This is a genomic window from Streptomyces sp. PA03-6a, assembly GCF_033792765.1.
Classification (GTDB): domain Bacteria; phylum Actinomycetota; class Actinomycetes; order Streptomycetales; family Streptomycetaceae; genus Actinacidiphila.
Genome location: NZ_JARAVK010000170.1, coordinates 1 through 19,949 on the forward strand (window position 1 = coordinate 1; position 19,949 = coordinate 19,949).

Below are 19,949 nucleotides of genomic sequence, written 5' to 3' on the forward strand. Positions count from 1 at the left end.
CTCCTCCTCCCCCTCGAAGGCGCCCTCCGCCACGGCGACGAGCAGCCCGTGAACCGGCCCGTAAACCGTTTTGGCGATCCCCCCTCGCATCCCATATCCTGCTGACGCGTCCCGACGGCCGAAGATTCGCCCGGCGGGCCACCCAGCCCTCATCGTCTAGTGGCCCAGGACGCCGCCCTTTCAAGGCGGTAGCACGGGTTCGAATCCCGTTGGGGGCACACACGTCGTCTGCGTCGTCCCGCAGACCATGCGCGTTGGCAGTGCGGCCGGTTCACCGGCGGCGCTGCCTTCCGTGTTTTCCGGGCCGGAACCGGCGCCTCCCCCTCGCAGGCCCGCAGGTCACGCGTGCGTGGCGCCGCCCGGGGTCTGATACGCTGGTCCAGCGAGATCGGCCCGCCAGTGCGTGTCCGACCGGTCACCGAGAATCACCGACCGGGAGACGTCCACCGACGATCCGTTCCTCGCAGAGCGCGGCGGAATCCCGTTGGGAGCACGCACAAACGTGTGGGAGACTGTCTCTCGCGCAGAGCGCAACGCAAGGTCCTGTGGAGCAGTTTGGAGTGCTCGCCACCCTGTCAAGGTGGAGGCCGCGGGTTCAAATCCCGTCAGGACCGCGCTGGCTGGGTAGCTCAGTTGGTACGAGCGATCGCCTGAAAAGCGATAGGTCGCCGGTTCGACCCCGGCCCCAGCCACCAGCAACCCCCGTCGAGATCCTCGGCGGGGGTTTCGTGTTCCCCGGCGTCCGGCCCTCCCGGCGGGTCCCGCAACCACCCCCACGCGACGGGGAGTCCCGCCGGCCGTGTCGGTGCCGTCGCGAACACCACCCGCACCGCCGTCGCCCACCGGGCCGCCGGGCCGGTCTCCGGGGCGGGGATCGCCGGGGGGTAATGCGTTCGCCCGGGGGGCGCGGCGGATGCGATGCTGGAACGCGTATGTCTACGCAGCCCCCCTCCCCCGCATTCGGCGAGCTCGGCACACGGCTGGCCGAGCTCACCCTGCGCGACGCGCAGCGCCTCGGCCGTCGCCTGGACGGCGCACGCCGCATCCGCAAGCCCGAGGCCCGCTCGGCCGTGCTGACCGAGATCGGGGCGGAGATCGACAAGGCCGCGCTGAAGGCCGACGCGCGGCGCACGGCCATACCCGCGATCAGCTACCCCGAGCAGCTGCCGGTCAGCCAGAAGAAGGACGACATCCTCGAGGCGATCCGCGACCACCAGGTCGTGATCGTGGCGGGCGAGACCGGCTCCGGCAAGACGACGCAGATCCCCAAGATCTGCCTGGAGCTGGGCCGCGGCGTCCGCGGCCTGATCGGTCACACCCAGCCCCGCCGCATCGCCGCCCGCACGGTCGCCGAGCGGGTGGCGGAGGAGCTGCGCACCCCGCTGGGCGGGGCGGTCGGCTGGAAGGTCCGCTTCACCGACCAGGTCGGCGACGGCACGCTGGTCAAGCTGATGACGGACGGCATCATGCTGGCCGAGATCCAGACGGACCGGGATCTCCTCCAGTACGACACGATCATCATCGACGAGGCCCACGAGCGCAGCCTCAACATCGACTTCATCCTGGGCTACCTCGCCCAGCTGCTGCCCCGCCGGCCCGACCTCAAGGTCGTGATCACCTCCGCGACGATCGACCCCGAGCGCTTCTCCCGGCACTTCGGCGACGCGCCGATCGTCGAGGTCAGCGGGCGTACGTATCCGGTCGAGGTGCGGTACCGGCCGCTGCTGGCCGAAGGGGGCGGCGAAGCCGACGAGGCCGACCGCGACCAGATCACCGCGATCTGCGACGCGGTGGACGAGCTCCAGGCCGAGGGCCCGGGCGACATCCTGGTCTTCCTCTCCGGCGAGCGGGAGATCCGCGACACCGCCGACGCCCTGAACAAGAGGCAGCTGCGCCTCACCGAGGTCCTGCCGCTGTACGCGCGGCTGTCCTCCGCCGAGCAGCACAAGGTGTTCCAGCGCGGCACGGGCCGCCGCATCGTGCTGGCCACCAACGTCGCGGAGACCTCGCTCACCGTCCCCGGCATCCGGTACGTGATCGACACGGGCATGGCCCGCATCTCCCGCTACAGCCACCGCACCAAGGTGCAGCGGCTGCCGATCGAGCCGATCAGCCAGGCCAGCGCCAACCAGCGCAAGGGCCGCTGCGGCCGCCTCGCGGACGGCATCTGCGTCCGGCTGTACTCCGAGGACGACTTCCTGTCCCGCCCGGAGTTCACCGACGCCGAGATCCTCCGCACCAACCTGGCCTCCGTCATCCTGCAGATGACCGCCGCGGGCCTGGGCGACATCGCCCGCTTCCCCTTCATCGACCCGCCGGACGCCCGGAACATCAAGGACGGCGTCCAGCTGCTCCAGGAACTGGGCGCGCTGGACGGCCAGAAGCTCACCCAGACCGGCCGCAAGCTCTCGCAGCTGCCGGTGGACCCGCGGCTGGCCCGCATGGTGCTGGAGGCGGAGCGCAACGGCGTGGTCCGCGAGGTCATGGTGATCGCGGCCGCCCTGTCGATCCAGGACCCGCGCGAACGCCCCCAGGACAAGCAGCAGCAGGCCGACGAGAAGCACCGCCGCTTCGCCGACGAGACCAGCGACTTCATGGCGCTGCTCAACCTGTGGCGGTACGTGCGCGAGCAGCAGAAGGCGCTGTCCTCCTCCGCCTTCCGCCGGATGTGCCGCACGGAGTTCCTCAACTACCTGCGCATCCGCGAGTGGCAGGACATCTACAGCCAGCTGCGCACGGTCGCCAAGACGATGGGCATCCACCTCGCCGAGGGCGACCACGAGGTCAACCTCCAGCACGTGCACCAGTCGCTGCTGGCGGGCCTGCTGTCGCACGTCGGCCTGAAGGACACCGACAGCAAGAACGAGTACCTGGGCGCCCGCAGCGCCAAGTTCGCGGTCTTCCCGGGCTCCTCGCTCTTCAAGAAGCCGCCGCGGTGGATCATGTCGGCCGAACTGGTGGAGACCTCGCGGCTGTGGGCGCGGGTCAACGCCCGCATCGAGCCGGAGTGGATCGAGCCGCTCGCCCAGCACCTGGTGAAACGGTCCTACAGCGAACTGCACTGGGAGAAGGACCAGGCCGCGGTCATGGCCTTCGAGAAGGTGACGCTGTACGGCGTGCCGATCGTGGCCGACCGCAAGGTCAACTACGGCAGGATCGACCCGGAGACCAGCCGCGAGCTGTTCATCCGCAACGCGCTGGTCGAGGGCGACTGGCGCACCCACCACCAGTTCTTCCACGACAACCGCAAACTGCTCGCGGAGGTCGAGGAGCTGGAGCACCGGGCGCGGCGCCGCGACATCCTCGTGGACGACGAGACGCTCTTCGACTTCTACGACCGCGTGGTGCCCGAACACGTGCTCTCCGGCGCGCACTTCGACTCGTGGTGGAAGCAACAGCGCAAGGAGCAGCCGGAGCTGCTCAACTTCGAGCACTCCATGCTGATCAACGAGAACGCCGAGGCCGTCACCAAGGACGACTACCCCGACTCCTGGCGCCAGGGGAAGCTCAAGTTCCGTGTGACGTACCAGTTCGAGCCGGGCGCGGACGCGGACGGCGTGACCGTCCACGTCCCGCTGCAGGTGCTCAACCAGGTCACCCCGGACGGCTTCGACTGGCAGATCCCGGGCCTGCGCGAGGAGGTCGTCACCGAGCTGATCCGCTCGCTGCCCAAGGCGATCCGCCGCCACTACGTGCCGGCGCCGAACTACGCGAAGGCCTTCCTGGACCGCGTCGTCCCCGTGCAGGACCCTCTCCCCGAGACCCTCGCGCGGGAGCTGCAGCGGATGGTCGGCGTGCCCGTCACCGCCGAGGACTTCGACCTCGCCAAGGTCCCGGACCATCTGAAGATCACCTTCCGCGTGACCGACGAGCGCCGCCGCAAGCTGGCCGAGGACAAGGACCTGGAGGCGCTCAAGCTGCAGTTGCGGCCGAAGACCAAGGCCGCGATCAGCAAGGCCTTCGACGCCGCGGGCTCCATCGGCATCGAGCGGCGCACGGGCCTGAAGCAGTGGACGGTGGGCGCCCTGCCGCGCACCTTCGAGACCCGGCGGTCCGGGCAGCCGGTCAAGGCGTACCCGGCGCTGGTCGACGAGGGCGAGAGCGTGGGCGTGCAGCTCTTCGACACCGAGGCCGAGCAGGCCGCGGCGATGTGGCGCGGCACCCGCCGGCTGATCCTGCTGAACGTGCCCACCAACCCTGCGAAGTTCGCCGCGGACCGGCTGTCCAACCAGGACAAGCTCGCGCTGTCGCGCAGCCCGCACGGCTCGGTGACCGCCCTGTTCGACGACTGCGTCACCGCGGCCGCCGACCGGCTCATGGCCGAGCACGGCGGCCCTGCCTGGGACGAGGAGTCGTTCCGGAAGCTGTACGACTCGGTGCGCGCCGACCTCGTCGAGCTGACCGTCAGGACGGTCGCCCAGGTGCGCCAGGTGCTGGCCGCCTGGCAGGCCTGTGAGCGCCGCCTGAAGGCCGCCCAGAGCCTCGCCCTGGTGGCCAACCTCGCGGACGTCAAGGAACAGCTGGGAGCCCTCGTGGGGCCCGGTTTCGTGACCGCCACGGGGGTGCGCCGGCTGCCGGACCTGCTCCGCTACCTGGTGGCCGTCGACCGGCGGCTGCAGCAGATGCCCACGGGCGTCCAGCGCGACACCACGCGCATGGAGAAGGTCCGTGAGATCCAGACCGAGTACGCCGAGCTGCTGGCCGCCCAGCCGGCCGGGCGCCCGGTCCCCGAACGGGTGCGCGACATCCGGTGGATGATCGAGGAACTGCGGGTCAGCTACTTCGCGCACGCCCTCGGGACGGCGTTCCCCGTCTCGGACAAACGCATCTTCAAGGCCCTCGACGAAGCCTGGGGCTGATCGGGTTCGCAATCACCCTCTGACCTGCTGTACAGTCTTCCTCGCGGCCAGGGAACGACGGCCGCGAAACCTGGTCCTGTGGAGCAGTTTGGAGTGCTCGCCACCCTGTCAAGGTGGAGGCCGCGGGTTCAAATCCCGTCAGGACCGCAGTGAAAGCAAGGCCCGCGTCCAGCGAAGGACGCGGGCCTTCTTGCTGTGCGCGGGGTGGACGGCGTGGCCGGGACGCGGTTGCGGAGGGTGCGGGTCCCCTGGTTCCGGCCGTTCCCGCGTGGTACGCCTGGCACATGAGCGCGACGCCGAGGGACCCGGGCCCGCCGCCCCGGGACGTGACGCGGGCGCTGCTGCGCGCGCACCTGGCGGCCGCGGCGGGGGGCGGACGGCGGCACCTGACCCGGCACTGCCCGGTGTGCCACCGGCTGATGCGGCTGGCACTGCGGCGCAGCGCCGTCCCACTACCGCACGAGTCCGGAGGGGAACAAGAGTCGGGCATGTGACGGGAGTCACGTGAAGAGTTCCGGCTCTGAGGGAACTTGGGGGCTCCTGTGGGACCGTCAATTTAATATGTGCAATTGCACTCATGACAGAGGGCCCAGTCCTCACAAGACGGACACATCACACGCACAAAAAAGATCGCACCGGAGCCGGCGGACTCCGGTGCGATCGACGTTCCTACGGGCGTCCCTGATGGGGGCAGGGACCCTTCGGAGCGGGCGTTGCGGCGGGTTGGGGGCCCCGCGTGGACGCCCGTTTGTTCAGGTCAGGCCTCGCTGCGCTGCTGCGGAATGCCCGCGAGCAGTGCACGGACCTCCGCCTCGCGGTAGCGGCGGTGCCCGCCGAGCGTGCGGATGGACGTGAGCTTGCCAGCCTTGGCCCAGCGCGTGACCGTCTTCGGGTCCACGCGGAACATCGTGGCAACCTCAGCGGGGGTCAGCAGCGGCTCGGCATCAGGGGTGCGAGCGGTCATGAGCGGCCTCCTCGAGAGAACCGAACCAACACGGTTCTTTCCTCTAAATTCTGCACCTTGACCCGCGTTGCCCGAAATGGCGGACGCGGGCCGAGTCGGTAATAGGACGAACGGCTTGTCCTTGGCACTACAACTACACCATCTGTCCAGCCGTGTCGGCCAAACCGATGGATTTGCCCTCTGAGGTGTCTAAGCTCGACGGAAGCCGATGGACCGGGCCATAACGGACAGTCACGCTTGAGTGACGATCAGTCACAGCCAACCCACGAGCCACAGCCCCACCTCAAGGGGATGCAATACCGGACATTCCACCCAGAGCGAGTGGAAAGAGGTCCTTCCGGACCCGATGTCCCATATTGTCATGGGGGGTGGGGATGAGGGCAAGACCCCTAAACGTGCTTTAGGTCACGCTTAGGCCAAAGGTACCGGTCGGCCGGACTCAGGACCAAAGTCCCTCCCCCACGACCGGCTCCCGACGGACCCTCAACTCGCGTACAGCAGTTCCCTGACGGCCCGCCAACGGTCGCTGAGCCGCTCGTACGCCTCGCCGGCCCGGGTGCCGTCCCCGTCCCGCAGCGCGGCCAGCGCCTCCGCCACGTCGGCGGCGGACCGGTCCCCCGCGAGGGAGTCCGGGGCGATGGCGTGGACGAGCCCGCCGTAGTCGAGTTCGACCAAGGAGCGCGGGTGGAACTCCTCGAGCCAACGCCCTACATCTACCAGGCCGTCGATCAGGGGTCCCTCTTCGAGTGAATCCTTGAGCACCCGCAGCGCCCGGGCCGTCCGCCGGCGGGCCTGCACCATGGGGGTCCGGTAACGCATCACCGGCTGCTTGGACTCGCCCGCGCCCGCGGGTTCGTACTCACGCTCGGAATCGTCGAACAGCACGAACCAGCGCACCGGGACGTGCCACGTCGCCCCGCGGATCCAGGGCCGCGCGTCGGCGTTCTCGGGCTTCTCCGCCCGCCACGCCGTGAAGTCGGCCTCCGCCTGCTCGCGCACGACCGGCGGCAGCACGGCGTCCACCACGGGGGCGGGGAACTCCTCGACCAGTTCGGACAGGGCCAGCCAGCCGCGCAGCCGGGTGCGCCAGGGGCAGACGTGGGTCACGCCGTCCACGACGGCGACGAAGGCGTCCCCGCTCTCGCGGACCGGGACGGCGACGGGCGGCACGGACAGCAGACCGGCCAGCGACTGGCGCAGTTCGTCCTGTGCGGACCGCTGGGCGCCCTGGGCGGCATATCGGTACCAGTAGCCGCGATCGGGCTCCGGGAAGGCCGCCAGCGGCTCGTACACCCGCAGATACGCCGCGTACGGGACCAGCACCGATGACAAGCCCACACCCGCTCCCTCGTGACGGCTTCCGCCCTGGCATCGTCCCACGTCGCTTCCGGCACGGGGAGTGATCCACGACACTGGGAAGATGTTCACGGCCGGGTGGTTCTAGTCTTCTGCCAACCGGCCCTCCCCCACCCACCCGGAGGGCGACCTCTGGACATTCGGGAGTCACCACAGTGACCGACGTACGTCAGACACCCGGCATCGTCACCACGCTGTTCCGATCGGAGCAGGGCGGTCACGAGCAGGTCGTCTTGTGCCAGGACCGCGCCAGCGGCCTCAAGGCCGTCATCGCGATCCACTCCACCGCCCTGGGCCCGGCCCTCGGCGGCACCCGCTTCCACGCGTACTCCTCCGACGAAGCGGCGGTAGAGGACGCGCTCAACCTCGCCCGCGGCATGTCGTACAAGAACGCGCTCGCCGGCCTCGACCTGGGCGGCGGCAAGGCCGTCATCATCGGCGACCCGGACATGGACAAGTCCGAGGAGCTGCTGCTGGCCTACGGCCGCTTCGTGGCCTCGCTCGGCGGGCGCTACGTCACGGCCTGCGACGTCGGCACCTACGTGGCCGACATGGACGTGGTCTCCCGCACCGCCCCGCAGTGGACCACCGGCCGTTCGCCCGAGAACGGCGGCGCCGGCGACTCCTCCGTCCTGACCGCCTGGGGCGTCTTCCAGGGCATGCGCGCCTCCGCCCAGGCCAAGTGGGGCGACCCCACGCTGCGCGGCCGCAGGGTCGGCGTGGCCGGTGTCGGCAAGGTCGGCCACCACCTGGTGGAGCACCTGCTCAAGGACGGCGCCGAGGTCGTGATCACCGATGTTCGCGGCGAGGCCGTCGACCGGATCACCTCCCGTCACCCGCAGGTAACCGCCGTCTCCGACGCTGACGTCCTGGTCCGGACACCGCTGGACGTGTACGCGCCCTGCGCGCTCGGCGGCGCCCTCGACGACGACTCGGTGCCGGCCCTCACCGCCTCGATCGTCTGCGGCGCGGCCAACAACCAACTCGCCCACCCCGGCGTCGAGAAGGACCTGGCCGACCGCGGGATCCTCTACGCGCCCGACTACGTCGTGAACGCGGGCGGCGTGATCCAGGTCGCGGACGAGCTGCACGGCTTCGACTTCGAGCGGGCCCGCGCCAAGGCGACGAAGATCTTCGACACCACGCTCGCGATCTTCGAGCGCGCCGCGGCCGACGGCATCCCGCCGGCCGCCGCCGCCGACCGCCTGGCGGAGCAGCGCATGGCCGAGCGCACCCCGGCGGAGAGCTGGCTGCGCCCGTGACCCGTGGGGCCCCGGCAGTGCCGCGGCCCCTCCGGCACGCCCCCGTCCGCCTGCGGACGGGGGCGTGTCGTCCATCACAAAGCGGACACCCGCGGGGTGCCGCCGACGTACGGTGTCCGCGCGTCCTCACGAGTCGGGGCGGCTCCCTGCGGGCCTCCGTGACGAGGACCGCAGGCTGGACATCCGACCGTTACCACGCCCCGGCAGCCAGACCGCGGCGGAAGAAGGTAAAATCGCGATTGACCAGCCAGGACGGGGCCATCGCGGGCCCCTGCTCCGACGCGCGTCGTGCGGGCGACGTACCGTGCGGCCTCGGAAGCAGGTACCGTTGAAGTCCTACGGACCGGGACTCTCATGTGAGGGCCCGTTCCACATCGTGAACGCGTGTCAAGACTCGGGGCCGTCGAGCCCCACCGTTGAGGGGGTCGAGCCAATGGGGCGCGGCCGGGCCAAGGCCAAGCAGACGAAGGTCGCCCGCCAGCTGAAGTACAACAGCGGCGGAACGGACCTTTCACGTCTGGCCGAAGAGCTGGGCGCATCGTCGACACTGCCGGTCAATCCGGAGGTACAGGAAGACGACGATGACGACGAGCTGGAAGACGACCCGTACGCACGGTACGCGGATCTCTACGGCGACGACGAGGACGACGACGAGGACGACGAGTCCCAGTCCTCCTCACAACGCCGTCGCGCTTGACGCAACACATTCCGTTCCAGCTTGACCACTGACCCGGTCCGGGCGCCGCCCGGACCGGGCTTCGTGCTGCCCCGCGCCGGTCAGCCCGCGTAGTCCCCGGTGAGCTCGACGGCCTCGGCGTGCCCGCCGCGCTCCACGACCTCGCCGGCCACCCAGGCGTCCAGGCCCCGGTCGGCCAGCGTGGTCAGCGCCGCGTCCACCGAGCCCTCGGGCACCACGGCGACCATGCCGACGCCCATGTTCAGGGTCTTCTCCAGCTCCAGCCGCTCCACGCCGCCGAGCTCGCCGACCGTGCCGAACACCGCGCCCGGCGTCCACGTCGAGCGGTCCACCGTGGCGTGCAGGTGGTCCGGGACGACCCGCGCCAGGTTGCTGGCCAGCCCGCCGCCGGTGACGTGCGAGAAGCCGTGCACCTCGGTGGTACGGGTCAGCGCCAGGCAGTCCAGCGAGTAGATCCGGGTCGGCTCCAGCAGCTCCTCGCCGAGGGTCCGGCCGAACTCCGGGACCTCCCGGTCCAGCGCCCAGCCGGCCCGCTCGAACAGGACGTGCCGGACGAGCGAGTACCCGTTGGAGTGAAGACCGGAGGACGCCATGGCGATCACGACGTCACCCTTACGGATGCGATCCGCGCCCAGCAGCCGGTCGGCCTCGACCACGCCCGTACCGGCGCCGGCGACGTCGAACTCGTCCTTGCCCAGCAGGCCCGGGTGCTCGGCCGTCTCGCCGCCGACCAGGGCGCAGCCGGCGAGCACGCAGCCCTCGGCGATGCCCTTGACGATGGCCGCGACCCGGTCCGGGAAGACCTTGCCGACGCAGATGTAGTCGGTCATGAAGAGCGGCTCGGCGCCGCACACGACCAGGTCGTCGACGACCATGCCGACCAGGTCGTGACCGATGGTGTCGTAGACGCCCATGCGGCGGGCGATGTCGACCTTGGTGCCCACGCCATCGGTGGCGGAGGCCAGCAGGGGCCGCTCGTAGCGCTTGAGCGCGGAGGCGTCGAAGAGCCCGGCGAAGCCGCCGAGACCGCCCACGACCTCCGGGCGGGTGGCCTTCTTCACCCATTCCTTCATCAGCTCGACCGCGCGGTCGCCCGCCTCGATGTCGACTCCCGCCGCGGCGTAGCTGGCACCGGTGTTCTCGGACATGGCTGTGTTGTGTCCTTGCGTCGAATGCTTACGGGCGACGGAGCGCGTCGGCAGCGTCGGGGCCGCCGGCCAGCTCGGTCTCCAGAAGGTGCTTGCCGAGCAGCTCGGGGTCCGGCAGCTCCATCGGGTACTCGCCGTCGAAGCAGGCCCGGCACAGGTTGGGCTTGGCGATCGTGGTCGCCTCGACCATCGCGTCGAGCGAGATGTACGACAGCGAGTCCGCGTCCAGGGACTTGCAGATCTCGTCGACCGACAGGCCGTTGGCGATCAGCTCGGCGCGGGTGGCGAAGTCGATGCCGAAGAAGCAGGGCCACTTGATCGGCGGCGAGGAGATCCGGATGTGGACCTCGGCGGCGCCGGCCTCGCGGAGCATCCGGACCAGCGCGCGCTGGGTGTTGCCGCGGACGATCGAGTCGTCCACGACCACCAGGCGCTTGCCCCGGATGACCTCCTTGAGCGGGTTGAGCTTCAGGCGGATGCCCAGCTGCCGGATGGTCTGCGAGGGCTGGATGAAGGTCCGGCCCACGTACGAGTTCTTCACCAGGCCCGAGCCGTACGGGATGCCGCTCGCCTCGGCGTAGCCGACCGCGGCCGGCGTGCCGGACTCCGGGGTCGGTATCACCAGATCGGCCTCGACCGGGGCCTCCTTGGCCAGCCGGCGGCCCATCTCGACCCGGGAGAGGTAGACGTTGCGGCCCGCGATGTCGGTGTCGGGGCGGGCGAGGTACACGTACTCGAAGACGCAGCCCTTGGGACGGGCGTCGGCGAAGCGGGAGGCGCGCAGCCCGTTCTCGTCGACGGCGATCAACTCGCCGGGCTCGATCTCGCGGATGAAGCTCGCGCCCACGATGTCCAGCGCGGCGGTCTCCGACGCGACGACCCAGCCGCGCTCCAGGCGGCCCAGCACCAGCGGGCGGATGCCCTGCGGGTCACGGGCGGCGTAGAGCGTGTGCTCGTCCATGAAGACCAGGCTGAAGGCGCCCTTGACCTCGGGCAGCACCTGACGGGCGGCGTCCTCGACGGACAGCGGCTTGCCGTCCTCGTCCACCTGCCCGGCGAGCAGCGCCGTGACCAGGTCGGTGTCGTTGGTCGCGGCGACCCTGGTGGCCCGGCCGTTGCCCTGGGGCAGCGCGGCGACCATCTCGGCCAGCTCGACGGTGTTGACCAGGTTCCCGTTGTGGCCGAGGGCGATGGAGCCGTTGGCGGTGGCGCGGAAGGTGGGCTGGGCGTTCTCCCAGACCGAGGCGCCGGTGGTCGAGTAACGGGCATGCCCGACCGCGATGTGGCCCTGCAAGGAGCCGAGGGAGGTCTCGTCGAAGACCTGGGACACCAGGCCCATGTCCTTGAAGACCAGGATTTGGGAGCCGTTGCTCACTGCGATGCCCGCGGACTCCTGTCCGCGGTGCTGCAGGGCGTACAGCCCGAAATAGGTGAGTTTGGCGACCTCTTCGCCGGGGGCCCAGACACCGAAGACGCCGCAAGCGTCCTGGGGGCCCTTCTCGCCGGGGAGCAGGTCGTGGTTGAGTCGTCCGTCACCACGTGGCACGGGACCGAGTCTAGGGCAGGTTCCGGTGTCGTCCGAACGAGGGAACCCGACAAAAGTGCGTTCTATGCGCGTAAACCCATGGGGCGCTTGGCCGTGTGACCTTGGTCTTGGTCCCGGTCGGAGCCTGCTCAGGGGCGCAGTCCGGGGTCACGGACCATGGCGGTGAGCTCGGCCGCGGCACGCGTGGCGGCCGACGGGCGGCGCCGCACCCGCTCCCATCCCGGAACGGCGACCGCGCCGAGCCGGAGGTCGTCCAGACCCGCGACGCGGCGGACGATCAGTTCCCCGTCCGAGGTGCGGACGACACGGGTGACCTCCGCCCAGGGCACGAGCCGGGTGCGCAGATGGCGACGGACCCGCAGACCGGTGGCGTCGGCGGTGATCCGCCAGGTGATCATGGACAGCGCCTTGTCGACCAGCCACAGGCCGCCCAGGACCGGCAGCAATGCGCGCCACCAGGACCCGCCGGAGAATCCGGAGCCCAGGAAGGCCACCGTGCCCACCAGGAGCAGCGCGCCCGCCGTGCGGTCGCCCGCACCGCCGTGCCAATGGACGGGGCCCGCACCGGGCTTCAGGGCCGCGGCCGCCTCGGCGACCCTGGCCTCCGCCTCCCGGCGGTGCTCGGCGTGGTCGGGCGACCCGCTCCCGGACGACGGCGCCACCCACCGCCGCGCCGGCGACTCCGTGGCACCGACCAGGAGGTCGCCGGAGCCTGTGGCGGCCGCCAGCACCAGTTCCGCGCCTTCCGCCGGGAGGCCGAAGAGCACGCCCTCGCCGCTGGCCCACGCGCCGGGTCCGACCGCGCGGTAGGCCAGCACCGGTGCCCCGGCGGCATCGTCCACCGGCCGGATGACGGTCCTGCCGTCCTCGCGCCCCGCCAGCACCCGGAGCACGGGAACGGGTCCGCGGCGCACCGAGCGGGCCCGCAGCGCCGACAGCGCCCCCGACAGCAGCAGGGAGAGGCCGAGGCCGCCCGCCGTGAGCGTCAGGAGCTGCAGGCCCGTGCGGTCCTCGTACGGCTCCGCGGCGAGCCGCAGCCACCCCCGGTCGACGAGCACGGGCACCTCGGTGCCACGGTCGTGGTCCTCCGGGAACGTCACCGCGACGCGGTGCCGCGTGCCGTCGCCGAAGCGGACGACGATGTGGTCCTCGGCACCGTTGCCGACGACGACCGCCGCGGCGCGGACGGCCGCCGCAGCGTGCGCCCGGTCCGCCCGGTCCCCGGACACGGCGATCGCCGCGGCCACCGCCGCGACCACCAGGGCCGCCACGCCGACGGCGATCCGGAGCACGCCACGTCGCACCGGCTCGGCCTGCTGCGGCACCGGGAGCGCGACTGCCCCCGCCGCCTCCAGGGCCAGGGCCCGCTGGCGGCGGCGCACCCGCAGCCGCGCGAGGACCGCGGCCCAGCTCCAGCACAGCGCGGCCACGACCACGACGTCCACGCCGCGCTCCGCGGCGCCGCCGGTCCACAGGTCCGGCCGGGTCATCCACAGCAGCAACAGCGGTGCCGACAGCGCCGCAGCCTCGGGCAGGACGAACAACCACAGGGTGTGGACGAGGAAGCCGACGGTGCCGATCGCGTCACTCCACATCGGCCCGCAGGGCGCGGCCACCGTGCAACCGTCGTCCGCCGCGAGAGCGATCGCCGCGATCACCGCCGCCACCAGCACCGGGGCGCACCACAGCGGGCGCGCCCAGCCCGGAAGCCGCACCGCGGCCCAGCGGCGGGCGTCGGCGGAGAGCCAGGGGCGGGCCGGCATGCCGGCCGGGGCGGTCGTCGAGGTCACCGGCGCATTATGCGGACGCCGGGACCGCCTCAGCCCAGCAGGGGGAGGTACGGGGCGAGGTCGGCGCGCTCGCCGCTCGCGGAGACCGCGGCGGAGTCCAGGGCGTCGGCCCAGGACGTGCGCCCGGTGGCGAGACGGATCCAGGTGAGCGGGTCCGTCTCGACGACGTTGGGCGGGGTGCCCCGGGTGTGGCGGGGCCCGGGCACGCACTGCACGGCCGCGTACGGCGGGACGCGGACCTCGACGGAGTTGCCGGGCGCCGCGACGGCGAGGGTGTCCGCGAGGAGCCGTACGACGGCGGCGACGGCCTGCCGCTCCAGGGGGACGGGCACTCCCGTCGCCGCGGCGAGGTCGTCGCTGTGGACGACCAGTTCGACGAGCCGGGTCACCAGGAAGTCCGTGGACCGCATCGCGCCGAGCGTGATCGCCACCAGGCGCTCGGGCGCCACCGCCTCGTCCAGCACCCCGGCGAGGCCGCGGGCGGCCTCCTCGAGGCGGGCGGCGGCGTCGGCGGTCTCCCCGGCGGCCTCACGGGTGTCGGCATCCAGCGGGCCGGCGATGCGCGCCGTGGAGCGCGCCCACGCGGTGAGGTCGAGGTCCGCCTTGGCCGGGGCGGGCGCGGCGACCACCCCGGCGACGGCCTCGACCTGCCGGGCGATGTGCACCACCAGCGCGTGCACGTCCCACCCCGGCAGCCCGGCGGGCGCGGCCAGCTGAGCCTCCGTCAGTCCGCGTGCGGCCTCCAGGACATGGGCGACCTGGGCGGTGAGCGCCGCGCGGGTCCTGGCGGGGTCGTAGGTGCGGGCCTTGCGGGCGGTGGACGGCATGTCCGCAGCCTACGCGCCGTGCCCGGCCCGCACCCCGGCCCCGGCGGTCAGGCCTGGCGCGGGCGCTCGAAGGTGAGCAGCAGCCCCTGCACGGCGCCGGGGCCGATGCGGCCCTTGACGTCGGCGGAGGTGATCGCCTTGAGCTGCCAGCCGTCCTCGGCGTGCTTGTTGAGCGTCTTCTCCAGCTTGTCGTCGTCGATGGCGTCGCCTATCAGCGATTCGCGGAAGCTGACGACCTTGTACTCGTGCATCGTTGACACCCCTTGTCGTACCGGTGGTTGCGGGACGCACAGTAGTACCGCCGGTCGCGGGCTACGCGGGGCGGACCGGTCCCGCCGCCCGGTCGACGAGGTTGCCGCCCTCGGTCTCGGCGGACAGCAGCACCAGTTCGGCGCCCTCGTACGGCGCCCCGAACAGCAGGGCGGGGCGCAGCGCGTCGTCCCGGGACCCGGACGGCGGCTCGGCCTCGGGGTCGACCGGACAGGAGAAGAGCGCCGTGCGGCCCGCGTGGTCGTCGGCCGCGAACACCCACGTCCGGGCGTCCTCGTCCACCCGGGTCAGCACGCGCAGCACCGGCTGCCCGCCGCGCCGCAGGGCGCCCGCCCGCACCCGGGCCACCACGCCCACGGCGAGCAGTGCGCCCCCGGCCAGTGACAGCAGGCGGGTCTGCGGCGGGATCGCGGCCGCGCACAGCAGCACCCCGAACGCGATCGTGGCCAGCCCGCGGCGCAGCGGCGGGAGGGGCCCGGGGAGCGGAAGCCGTACGTCCTGGGCGGCGTTCGCGGCGAGCAGCCGCTGCCGGCGGTGGACGCCCGTACGGTGCCGGGCGCCGGCCCAGCACAACAGCAGCGCGGCGACGGCGGGGAGCGCGGCCTGCGGTTCCACCCGCCAGACCAGGAGCGCGGCGAGCACCGGCGCCGACACGAGGGTCAGCCCGGGCAGTCTGAAGAGCCAGTACACCTGGACGGCGACCAGCCCGTAGTGCACCGTCCCGAACGCCCCCGGGGCCACCGCGGCCCCGACGGCGGCGGCCGCGGCCAGCGCCAGGGCGCCCCAGCGCGGGCGGGCCCACGCGGCGGGGCGGCAGGCCGCCCAGCGCGCTGCGTCCAGGCCGCGCCACAGGGGCGGTTCGCCGGGGGTATCGCGCTCGCTCACGTCTGGAGTATGAGGCCGTCCCCGACGGAGCCGGTCACCGGCCCCCGGCGAAGCGCCCCCGCGCCTGGCGGCACGGGGGCGCTTCGGGAGGGCCCTTCGGGAGGGCGCGTCGGAAGGGCGGACGGATCAGGCCAGGATGGCCGGGATCGTGCCCTCGTGAGCCGTGCGGAGCTCGTCCAGCGGGATGCTGAACTCGCCCTGGAGCTCGACCGCGTCGCCGTCGACGACACCGATCCGCGTCGCGGGCAGACCGCGCGCACCGCACATGTCGGTGAAGCGGAGTTCCTCGCTGCGCGGCACCGAGACGACCGCCCGGCCCGCCGACTCCGAGAAGAGGAGCACGAACGGGTCGAGGCCGTCCGGCACGACCAGCCGCGCGCCGTTGCCGCCGCGCAGGCAGGACTCGACGACGGCCTGGACGAGCCCGCCGTCCGACAGGTCGTGGGCCGCGTCGACCATGCCGTCCCGGGAGGCCGAGATGAGGATCTCGCCGAGCAGCTTCTCCCGCTCCAGGTCCACCGCCGGCGGCAGTCCGCCGAGGTGGTCGTGGATCGCCTGGGACCAGGCGGAGCCGCCCAGCTCCTCCTTGGTGTCGCCCAGCAGGTAGAGCAGCTGGCCCTGGTCCTTGAAGGCGACCGGCGTGCGGCGCGTGACGTCGTCGATCACGCCCAGCACCGCCACGACGGGCGTCGGGTGGATGGCGACGTCGCCGGTCTGGTTGTAGAGCGAGACGTTGCCGCCGGTGACCGGCGTGCCCAGCTCCAGGCAGCCGTCGGCCAGGCCGCGGCAGGCCTCGGCGAACTGCCACATCGCGGCCGGGTCCTCGGGCGAGCCGAAGTTGAGGCAGTCGGAGACCGCCAGGGGCTTGGCGCCGGTGGTGGCGACGTTGCGGTACGCCTCGGCGAGCGCCAGCTGCGCGCCCGTGTACGGGTCGAGCTTGGCGTAGCGGCCGTTGCCGTCGGTGGCGACCGCGACGCCGAGGTTGGTGTCCTCGTCGATGCGGATCATGCCGGAGTCCTCCGGCTGCGCCAGCACGGTGTTGCCCTGCACGAAGCGGTCGTACTGGTCGGTGATCCACGCCTTGGACGCCTGGTTCGGGTGCGCGACCATCGTCAGGACCTGGGCGCGCAGCTCCTCGCCGGATCCCGGGCGCGGCAGCTTGTTGGCGTCGTCGGCCTGGAGCGCGTCCTGCCACGCGGGGCGGGCGTAGGGGCGCTCGTACACCGGGCCCTCGTGGGCGACGGTGCGCGGCGGGACGTCGACGATCTGCTCGCCGTGCCAGAAGATCTCCAGCCGGTCGCCGTCGGTGACCTCACCGATGACGGTGGCGATCACGTCCCACTTCTCGCAGATCTCCAGGAAGCGGTCGACGTAGCGCGGCTCGACGATGGCGCACATGCGCTCCTGCGACTCGCTCATGAGGATCTCCTCCGGCGAGAGCGTCGCGTCGCGCAGCGGCACGGTGTCCAGCTCGACCCGCATGCCGCCGGAGCCGGCCGAGGCCAGCTCGGAGGTGGCGCAGGACAGACCGGCGCCGCCGAGGTCCTGGATGCCGGCGACCAGCTTCTCCTTGAAGATCTCCAGGGTGCACTCGATGAGCAGCTTCTCCTGGAAGGGGTCGCCGACCTGGACGGCGGGGCGCTTGGCCGGGCCGGTGTCGGAGAAGGTCTCCGAGGCGAGCACGGAGACGCCGCCGATGCCGTCGCCACCGGTGCGGGCGCCGTAGAGGATGACCTTGTTGCCGGCGCCGGAGGCCTTGGCCAGGTGGATGTCCTCGTGCTTCATCACGCCGACGCACAGGGCGTTGACCAGCGGGTTGCCCTGGTAGCAGGCGTCGAAGACGACCTCGCCGCCGATGTTGGGCAGGCCCAGGCAGTTGCCGTAGCCGCCGACGCCCGCGACGACGCCCGGCAGGACGCGCTTGGTGTCGGGGTGGTCCGGCGCGCCGAAGCGCAGCGGGTCCATGACGGCGACCGGGCGGGCACCCATGGCGAGGATGTCGCGGACGATGCCGCCGACGCCGGTGGCCGCGCCCTGGTAGGGCTCGATGTACGAGGGGTGGTTGTGCGACTCGACCTTGAAGGTGACCGCGTAGCCCTGGCCGACGTCCACGACGCCGGCGTTCTCGCCGATGCCGACCAGCAGGGCGTCGTTGGCGGGGGCCTTCTCGCCGAACTGGCGCAGGTGGATCTTGCTGCTCTTGTACGAGCAGTGCTCGGACCACATGACGGAGTACATGGCGAGCTCGGCACCGGTGGGCCGGCGGCCGAGGATCTCCCGGATGCGCTCGTACTCGTCCTGCTTCAGGCCGAGTTCGGCCCACGGCTGCTCGGTGTCAGGAGTCCCGGTGGCGTGCTTCACGGAATCGAGTGTCATGACGCGTGAACCAGCTTCTTGAGGATCGAGGTGAAGAATCCGAGGCCGTCGGTGCGGCCGGTCCCGATCAGCGACTCGACCGCGTGCTCGGGGTGCGGCATGAGGCCGACGACATTGCCCGCGGCGTTGGTGATGCCGGCGATGTCCCGGAGCGAGCCATTGGGGTTCCAGTCCGCGTAGCGGAACACCACACGGCCCTCGGCCTCCAGCTCGTCGAGGACGTGCTCGTCGGCCACGTAGCGGCCGTCGATGTTCTTCAGCGGGATGCTGATCTCCTGGCCCTGCTCGTAATCGGCCGTCCAGGACGTCGAGTTGTTCTCGACACGCAGCTTCTGGTCCCTGCAGATGAAGTGCAGGTGATTGTTGCGCAGCATGGCACCCGGCAGCAGATGCGTCTCGGTGAGCACCTGGAAGCCGTTGCAGATACCCAGGACCGGAAGACCGTCCTTGGCGCCGGCGATGATCGACTCCATCACGGGCGAGAAGCGGGAAATCGCTCCGGCCCGGAGATAGTCGCCGTAACTGAATCCACCGGGCAGGACGACGGCGTCCACCTGGTGGAGATCCTTGTCACGGTGCCACAGCGGCACCGGCTCGGCGCCGGCGACGCGGACCGCGCGCTGGGTGTCCCGGTCGTCGAGCGTCCCGGGGAAGGTGACCACACCGATGCGTGCGGTCACGACTCCACCTTCACGGTGAAGTCCTCGATCACTGTGTTGGCGAGGAAGGTCTCGGCCATCTCGCGGATACGGGCGAGGGCGGCGTCGTCGACCGGCCCCTCCAGTTCGAGCTCAAAACGCTTGCCCTGGCGGACGTCGGCGATTCCCTCGAACCCGAGGCGCGGCAGCGCTCGCTGCACCGCCTGGCCCTGGGGGTCGAGGATCTCCGGCTTGAGCATGACGTCGACTACGACGCGTGCCACGGTCACTCCCGGTGGTGTGCTGCGGTGAGATGTCCCCACCGTACCCCGCCGAAAAATCTACGCGGGTAGATATTCCAGAATGGTCACGGAATATCCCCCTGCCGGATTGCCACCGGGACACCCGGAGGAATTGGCCGATCGGTTGCGGCGAAAAAATGCGGACCGGTAAATGGAAAAGCATTGACCCCGGCCCTGGGGCTTCGATACAACAACGGGGCCAACGCAGTCCCCAGGCCTTCTCCATTGAAAGGACCGGCATCCATGGCGCAGCGCGTAGTGGTCACGCTCTCCGACGACCTCGACGGCGGTGAAGCGGCGGAAACGGTCACTTTCGGCCTCGACGGGAAGTCGTACGAGATCGACCTGTCCGCCGGCAACGCCGGGAAGCTCCGGGAGGCCCTCGCGCCGTACGTCGAGGCAGGGCGCCGCCGCAACCGGCTCGGCAAGGCCTACAAGCACACCTCGCTCGCCCCCGACCCGGCCGCCGTGCGCGCCTGGGCGCTCTCCCGGGGCTTCGACGTGCCGCCGCGCGGCCGTATCCCCAAGAAGCTCTACGAGGCGTACGCCGAGGCCAGCTGATCCGCCGCCGGGCCCCTGCCGGCCAGGCCGGGGCCCCGCCCGGGAATCACCCGGAAGAAGCGATTGGACAGCCACCCCCGTTGATCCGCTAGAGTCTGGAACACGCCGAGGGCGGGCCGAAAGGCCGAGACCCCCGGGCCACGCGGGTGTAGTTCAGTAGCAGAACATCCCTCTTCCAGGGGGAAGGCGCAGTGTGCGATTCCTGTCACCCGCTCTGATTGCTCGACCGGTCCTGAGGATCGGGTAGGGTAGTCGCCGTGCGGACGTGGCTCAGTTGGTAGAGCATCACCTTGCCAAGGTGAGGGTCGCGAGTTCGAATCTCGTCGTCCGCTCTTGAGGGAAGGCCCTGGTCGGATCACCGACCGGGGCCTTCTTCGTGCTCCCGGCACCGGTCGGTGTGACGGTGACCACAGGGCGCAACGCCCGAACTCCCCTGACCCCGGGCGGCGATCGCCCCCGCCTGCCGCC

Annotated in this window: 16 protein-coding genes and 6 tRNA genes; 11 read left to right on the forward strand and 11 right to left on the reverse strand. The window is 71.4% G+C overall.

Going from position 1 to position 19,949, the window contains the following annotated elements; genetic code table 11:
* Window positions 1-145 precede the first annotated feature (145 nt).
* From PV350_RS31860 to PV350_RS31885, 6 genes are all read left to right on the forward strand, one after another.
* Window positions 146-218: transfer RNA gene (locus PV350_RS31860), tRNA-Glu, on the forward strand.
* A gap of 321 nt (window positions 219-539) precedes the next feature.
* A tRNA-Asp gene (locus PV350_RS31865) sits at window positions 540-614 on the forward strand.
* A gap of 4 nt (window positions 615-618) precedes the next feature.
* Window positions 619-695 (forward strand) — tRNA-Phe (locus tag PV350_RS31870).
* 237 nt (window positions 696-932) lie between these two features.
* A complete protein-coding gene (gene hrpA / locus PV350_RS31875) occupies window positions 933-4,859 on the forward strand; it encodes an ATP-dependent RNA helicase HrpA (protein WP_500337250.1) in 3,927 nt (1,308 codons plus the stop codon).
* A 72-nt stretch (window positions 4,860-4,931) separates the two neighbouring features.
* A tRNA-Asp gene (locus PV350_RS31880) sits at window positions 4,932-5,006 on the forward strand.
* A gap of 137 nt (window positions 5,007-5,143) precedes the next feature.
* Window positions 5,144-5,353 (forward strand): DUF6274 family protein, encoded by a 210-nt coding sequence (locus PV350_RS31885; protein WP_499512616.1) that lies wholly within the window; start codon window positions 5,144-5,146, stop codon window positions 5,351-5,353.
* 263 nt (window positions 5,354-5,616) lie between these two features.
* Here the strand turns inward: PV350_RS31885 and bldC are convergent, their stop codons facing one another.
* Window positions 5,617-5,823: a developmental transcriptional regulator BldC gene (gene bldC, locus PV350_RS31890; protein ID WP_003949541.1), complete on the reverse strand. Its 207-nt coding sequence runs from the start codon at window positions 5,821-5,823 to the stop codon at window positions 5,617-5,619.
* 483 nt (window positions 5,824-6,306) lie between these two features.
* Window positions 6,307-7,161: a DUF8083 family protein gene (locus tag PV350_RS31895; protein WP_500337251.1), complete on the reverse strand. Its 855-nt coding sequence runs from the start codon at window positions 7,159-7,161 to the stop codon at window positions 6,307-6,309.
* A gap of 173 nt (window positions 7,162-7,334) precedes the next feature.
* Here PV350_RS31895 and PV350_RS31900 point away from each other — a divergent pair, with 173 nt between their 5' ends.
* Window positions 7,335-8,441: a Leu/Phe/Val dehydrogenase gene (locus PV350_RS31900; RefSeq protein ID WP_500322612.1), complete on the forward strand. Its 1,107-nt coding sequence runs from the start codon at window positions 7,335-7,337 to the stop codon at window positions 8,439-8,441.
* A 328-nt stretch (window positions 8,442-8,769) separates the two neighbouring features.
* Window positions 8,770-9,138 (forward strand): DUF3073 domain-containing protein, encoded by a 369-nt coding sequence (locus PV350_RS31905; protein ID WP_499512619.1) that lies wholly within the window; start codon window positions 8,770-8,772, stop codon window positions 9,136-9,138.
* Window positions 9,139-9,218: 80 nt separating this feature from the next.
* Here the strand turns inward: PV350_RS31905 and purM are convergent, their stop codons facing one another.
* The 9 genes from purM to purS all read right to left on the reverse strand — a co-directional run bounded on the left by purM (window position 9,219) and on the right by purS (window position 18,902).
* Window positions 9,219-10,286, reverse strand: coding sequence for a phosphoribosylformylglycinamidine cyclo-ligase (purM, locus tag PV350_RS31910; RefSeq protein WP_500337252.1), 1,068 nt, complete (start codon window positions 10,284-10,286; stop codon window positions 9,219-9,221).
* 28 nt (window positions 10,287-10,314) lie between these two features.
* Window positions 10,315-11,832: an amidophosphoribosyltransferase gene (gene purF, locus PV350_RS31915; RefSeq protein WP_499512621.1), complete on the reverse strand. Its 1,518-nt coding sequence runs from the start codon at window positions 11,830-11,832 to the stop codon at window positions 10,315-10,317.
* A 128-nt stretch (window positions 11,833-11,960) separates the two neighbouring features.
* Entirely contained in the window at window positions 11,961-13,622 is a 1,662-nt protein-coding gene (locus PV350_RS31920; protein WP_500337253.1) for a hypothetical protein, read from the reverse strand.
* A 29-nt stretch (window positions 13,623-13,651) separates the two neighbouring features.
* Window positions 13,652-14,449 carry a sterol carrier family protein gene (locus PV350_RS31925; RefSeq protein ID WP_500337254.1) on the reverse strand — a complete coding sequence of 266 codons (798 nt, stop codon included), beginning with the start codon at window positions 14,447-14,449 and terminating at the stop codon, window positions 13,652-13,654.
* 47 nt (window positions 14,450-14,496) lie between these two features.
* A complete protein-coding gene (locus tag PV350_RS31930) occupies window positions 14,497-14,700 on the reverse strand; it encodes a DUF4177 domain-containing protein (RefSeq protein ID WP_018558397.1) in 204 nt (67 codons plus the stop codon).
* Window positions 14,701-14,761: 61 nt separating this feature from the next.
* Window positions 14,762-15,604: a hypothetical protein gene (locus PV350_RS31935; RefSeq protein ID WP_500337255.1), complete on the reverse strand. Its 843-nt coding sequence runs from the start codon at window positions 15,602-15,604 to the stop codon at window positions 14,762-14,764.
* Between the two features lie 126 nt (window positions 15,605-15,730).
* Window positions 15,731-17,980, reverse strand: a complete 2,250-nt coding sequence (purL, locus tag PV350_RS31940; protein WP_499512625.1) for a phosphoribosylformylglycinamidine synthase subunit PurL — start codon at window positions 17,978-17,980, stop codon at window positions 15,731-15,733.
* Window positions 17,977-18,660: a phosphoribosylformylglycinamidine synthase subunit PurQ gene (purQ, locus tag PV350_RS31945; protein ID WP_499512626.1), complete on the reverse strand. Its 684-nt coding sequence runs from the start codon at window positions 18,658-18,660 to the stop codon at window positions 17,977-17,979. Before purQ ends, purL begins: the two co-directional genes overlap by 4 nt.
* Window positions 18,657-18,902, reverse strand: a complete 246-nt coding sequence (gene purS, locus PV350_RS31950; RefSeq protein ID WP_089222639.1) for a phosphoribosylformylglycinamidine synthase subunit PurS — start codon at window positions 18,900-18,902, stop codon at window positions 18,657-18,659. The genes purQ and purS overlap by 4 nt, the downstream gene beginning before the upstream one ends.
* Window positions 18,903-19,163: 261 nt before the next feature.
* Here purS and PV350_RS31955 point away from each other — a divergent pair, with 261 nt between their 5' ends.
* From PV350_RS31955 to PV350_RS31965, 3 genes are all read left to right on the forward strand, one after another.
* Window positions 19,164-19,481, forward strand: a complete 318-nt coding sequence (locus PV350_RS31955) for a histone-like nucleoid-structuring protein Lsr2 (RefSeq protein WP_499512627.1) — start codon at window positions 19,164-19,166, stop codon at window positions 19,479-19,481.
* Between the two features lie 142 nt (window positions 19,482-19,623).
* Window positions 19,624-19,695: transfer RNA gene (locus tag PV350_RS31960), tRNA-Gly, on the forward strand.
* 45 nt (window positions 19,696-19,740) lie between these two features.
* A tRNA-Gly gene (locus PV350_RS31965) sits at window positions 19,741-19,813 on the forward strand.
* Window positions 19,814-19,949 lie beyond the last annotated feature (136 nt).

What these genes read in the sequence shown, in the direction of transcription:
- hrpA (WP_500337250.1), top strand. Translation starts at nt 933, where the DNA reads ATGTCTACGCAGCCCCCCTCCCCCGCATTCGGCGAGCTCGGCACACGG.
- PV350_RS31885 (WP_499512616.1), top strand. Translation starts at nt 5,144, where the DNA reads ATGAGCGCGACGCCGAGGGACCCGGGCCCGCCGCCCCGGGACGTGACG.
- bldC (WP_003949541.1), bottom strand. Translation starts at nt 5,823, where the DNA reads ATGACCGCTCGCACCCCTGATGCCGAGCCGCTGCTGACCCCCGCTGAG.
- purM (WP_500337252.1), bottom strand. Translation starts at nt 10,286, where the DNA reads ATGTCCGAGAACACCGGTGCCAGCTACGCCGCGGCGGGAGTCGACATC.
- PV350_RS31925 (WP_500337254.1), bottom strand. Translation starts at nt 14,449, where the DNA reads ATGCCGTCCACCGCCCGCAAGGCCCGCACCTACGACCCCGCCAGGACC.
- PV350_RS31930 (WP_018558397.1), bottom strand. Translation starts at nt 14,700, where the DNA reads ATGCACGAGTACAAGGTCGTCAGCTTCCGCGAATCGCTGATAGGCGAC.
- purL (WP_499512625.1), bottom strand. Translation starts at nt 17,980, where the DNA reads ATGACACTCGATTCCGTGAAGCACGCCACCGGGACTCCTGACACCGAG.
- PV350_RS31955 (WP_499512627.1), top strand. Translation starts at nt 19,164, where the DNA reads ATGGCGCAGCGCGTAGTGGTCACGCTCTCCGACGACCTCGACGGCGGT.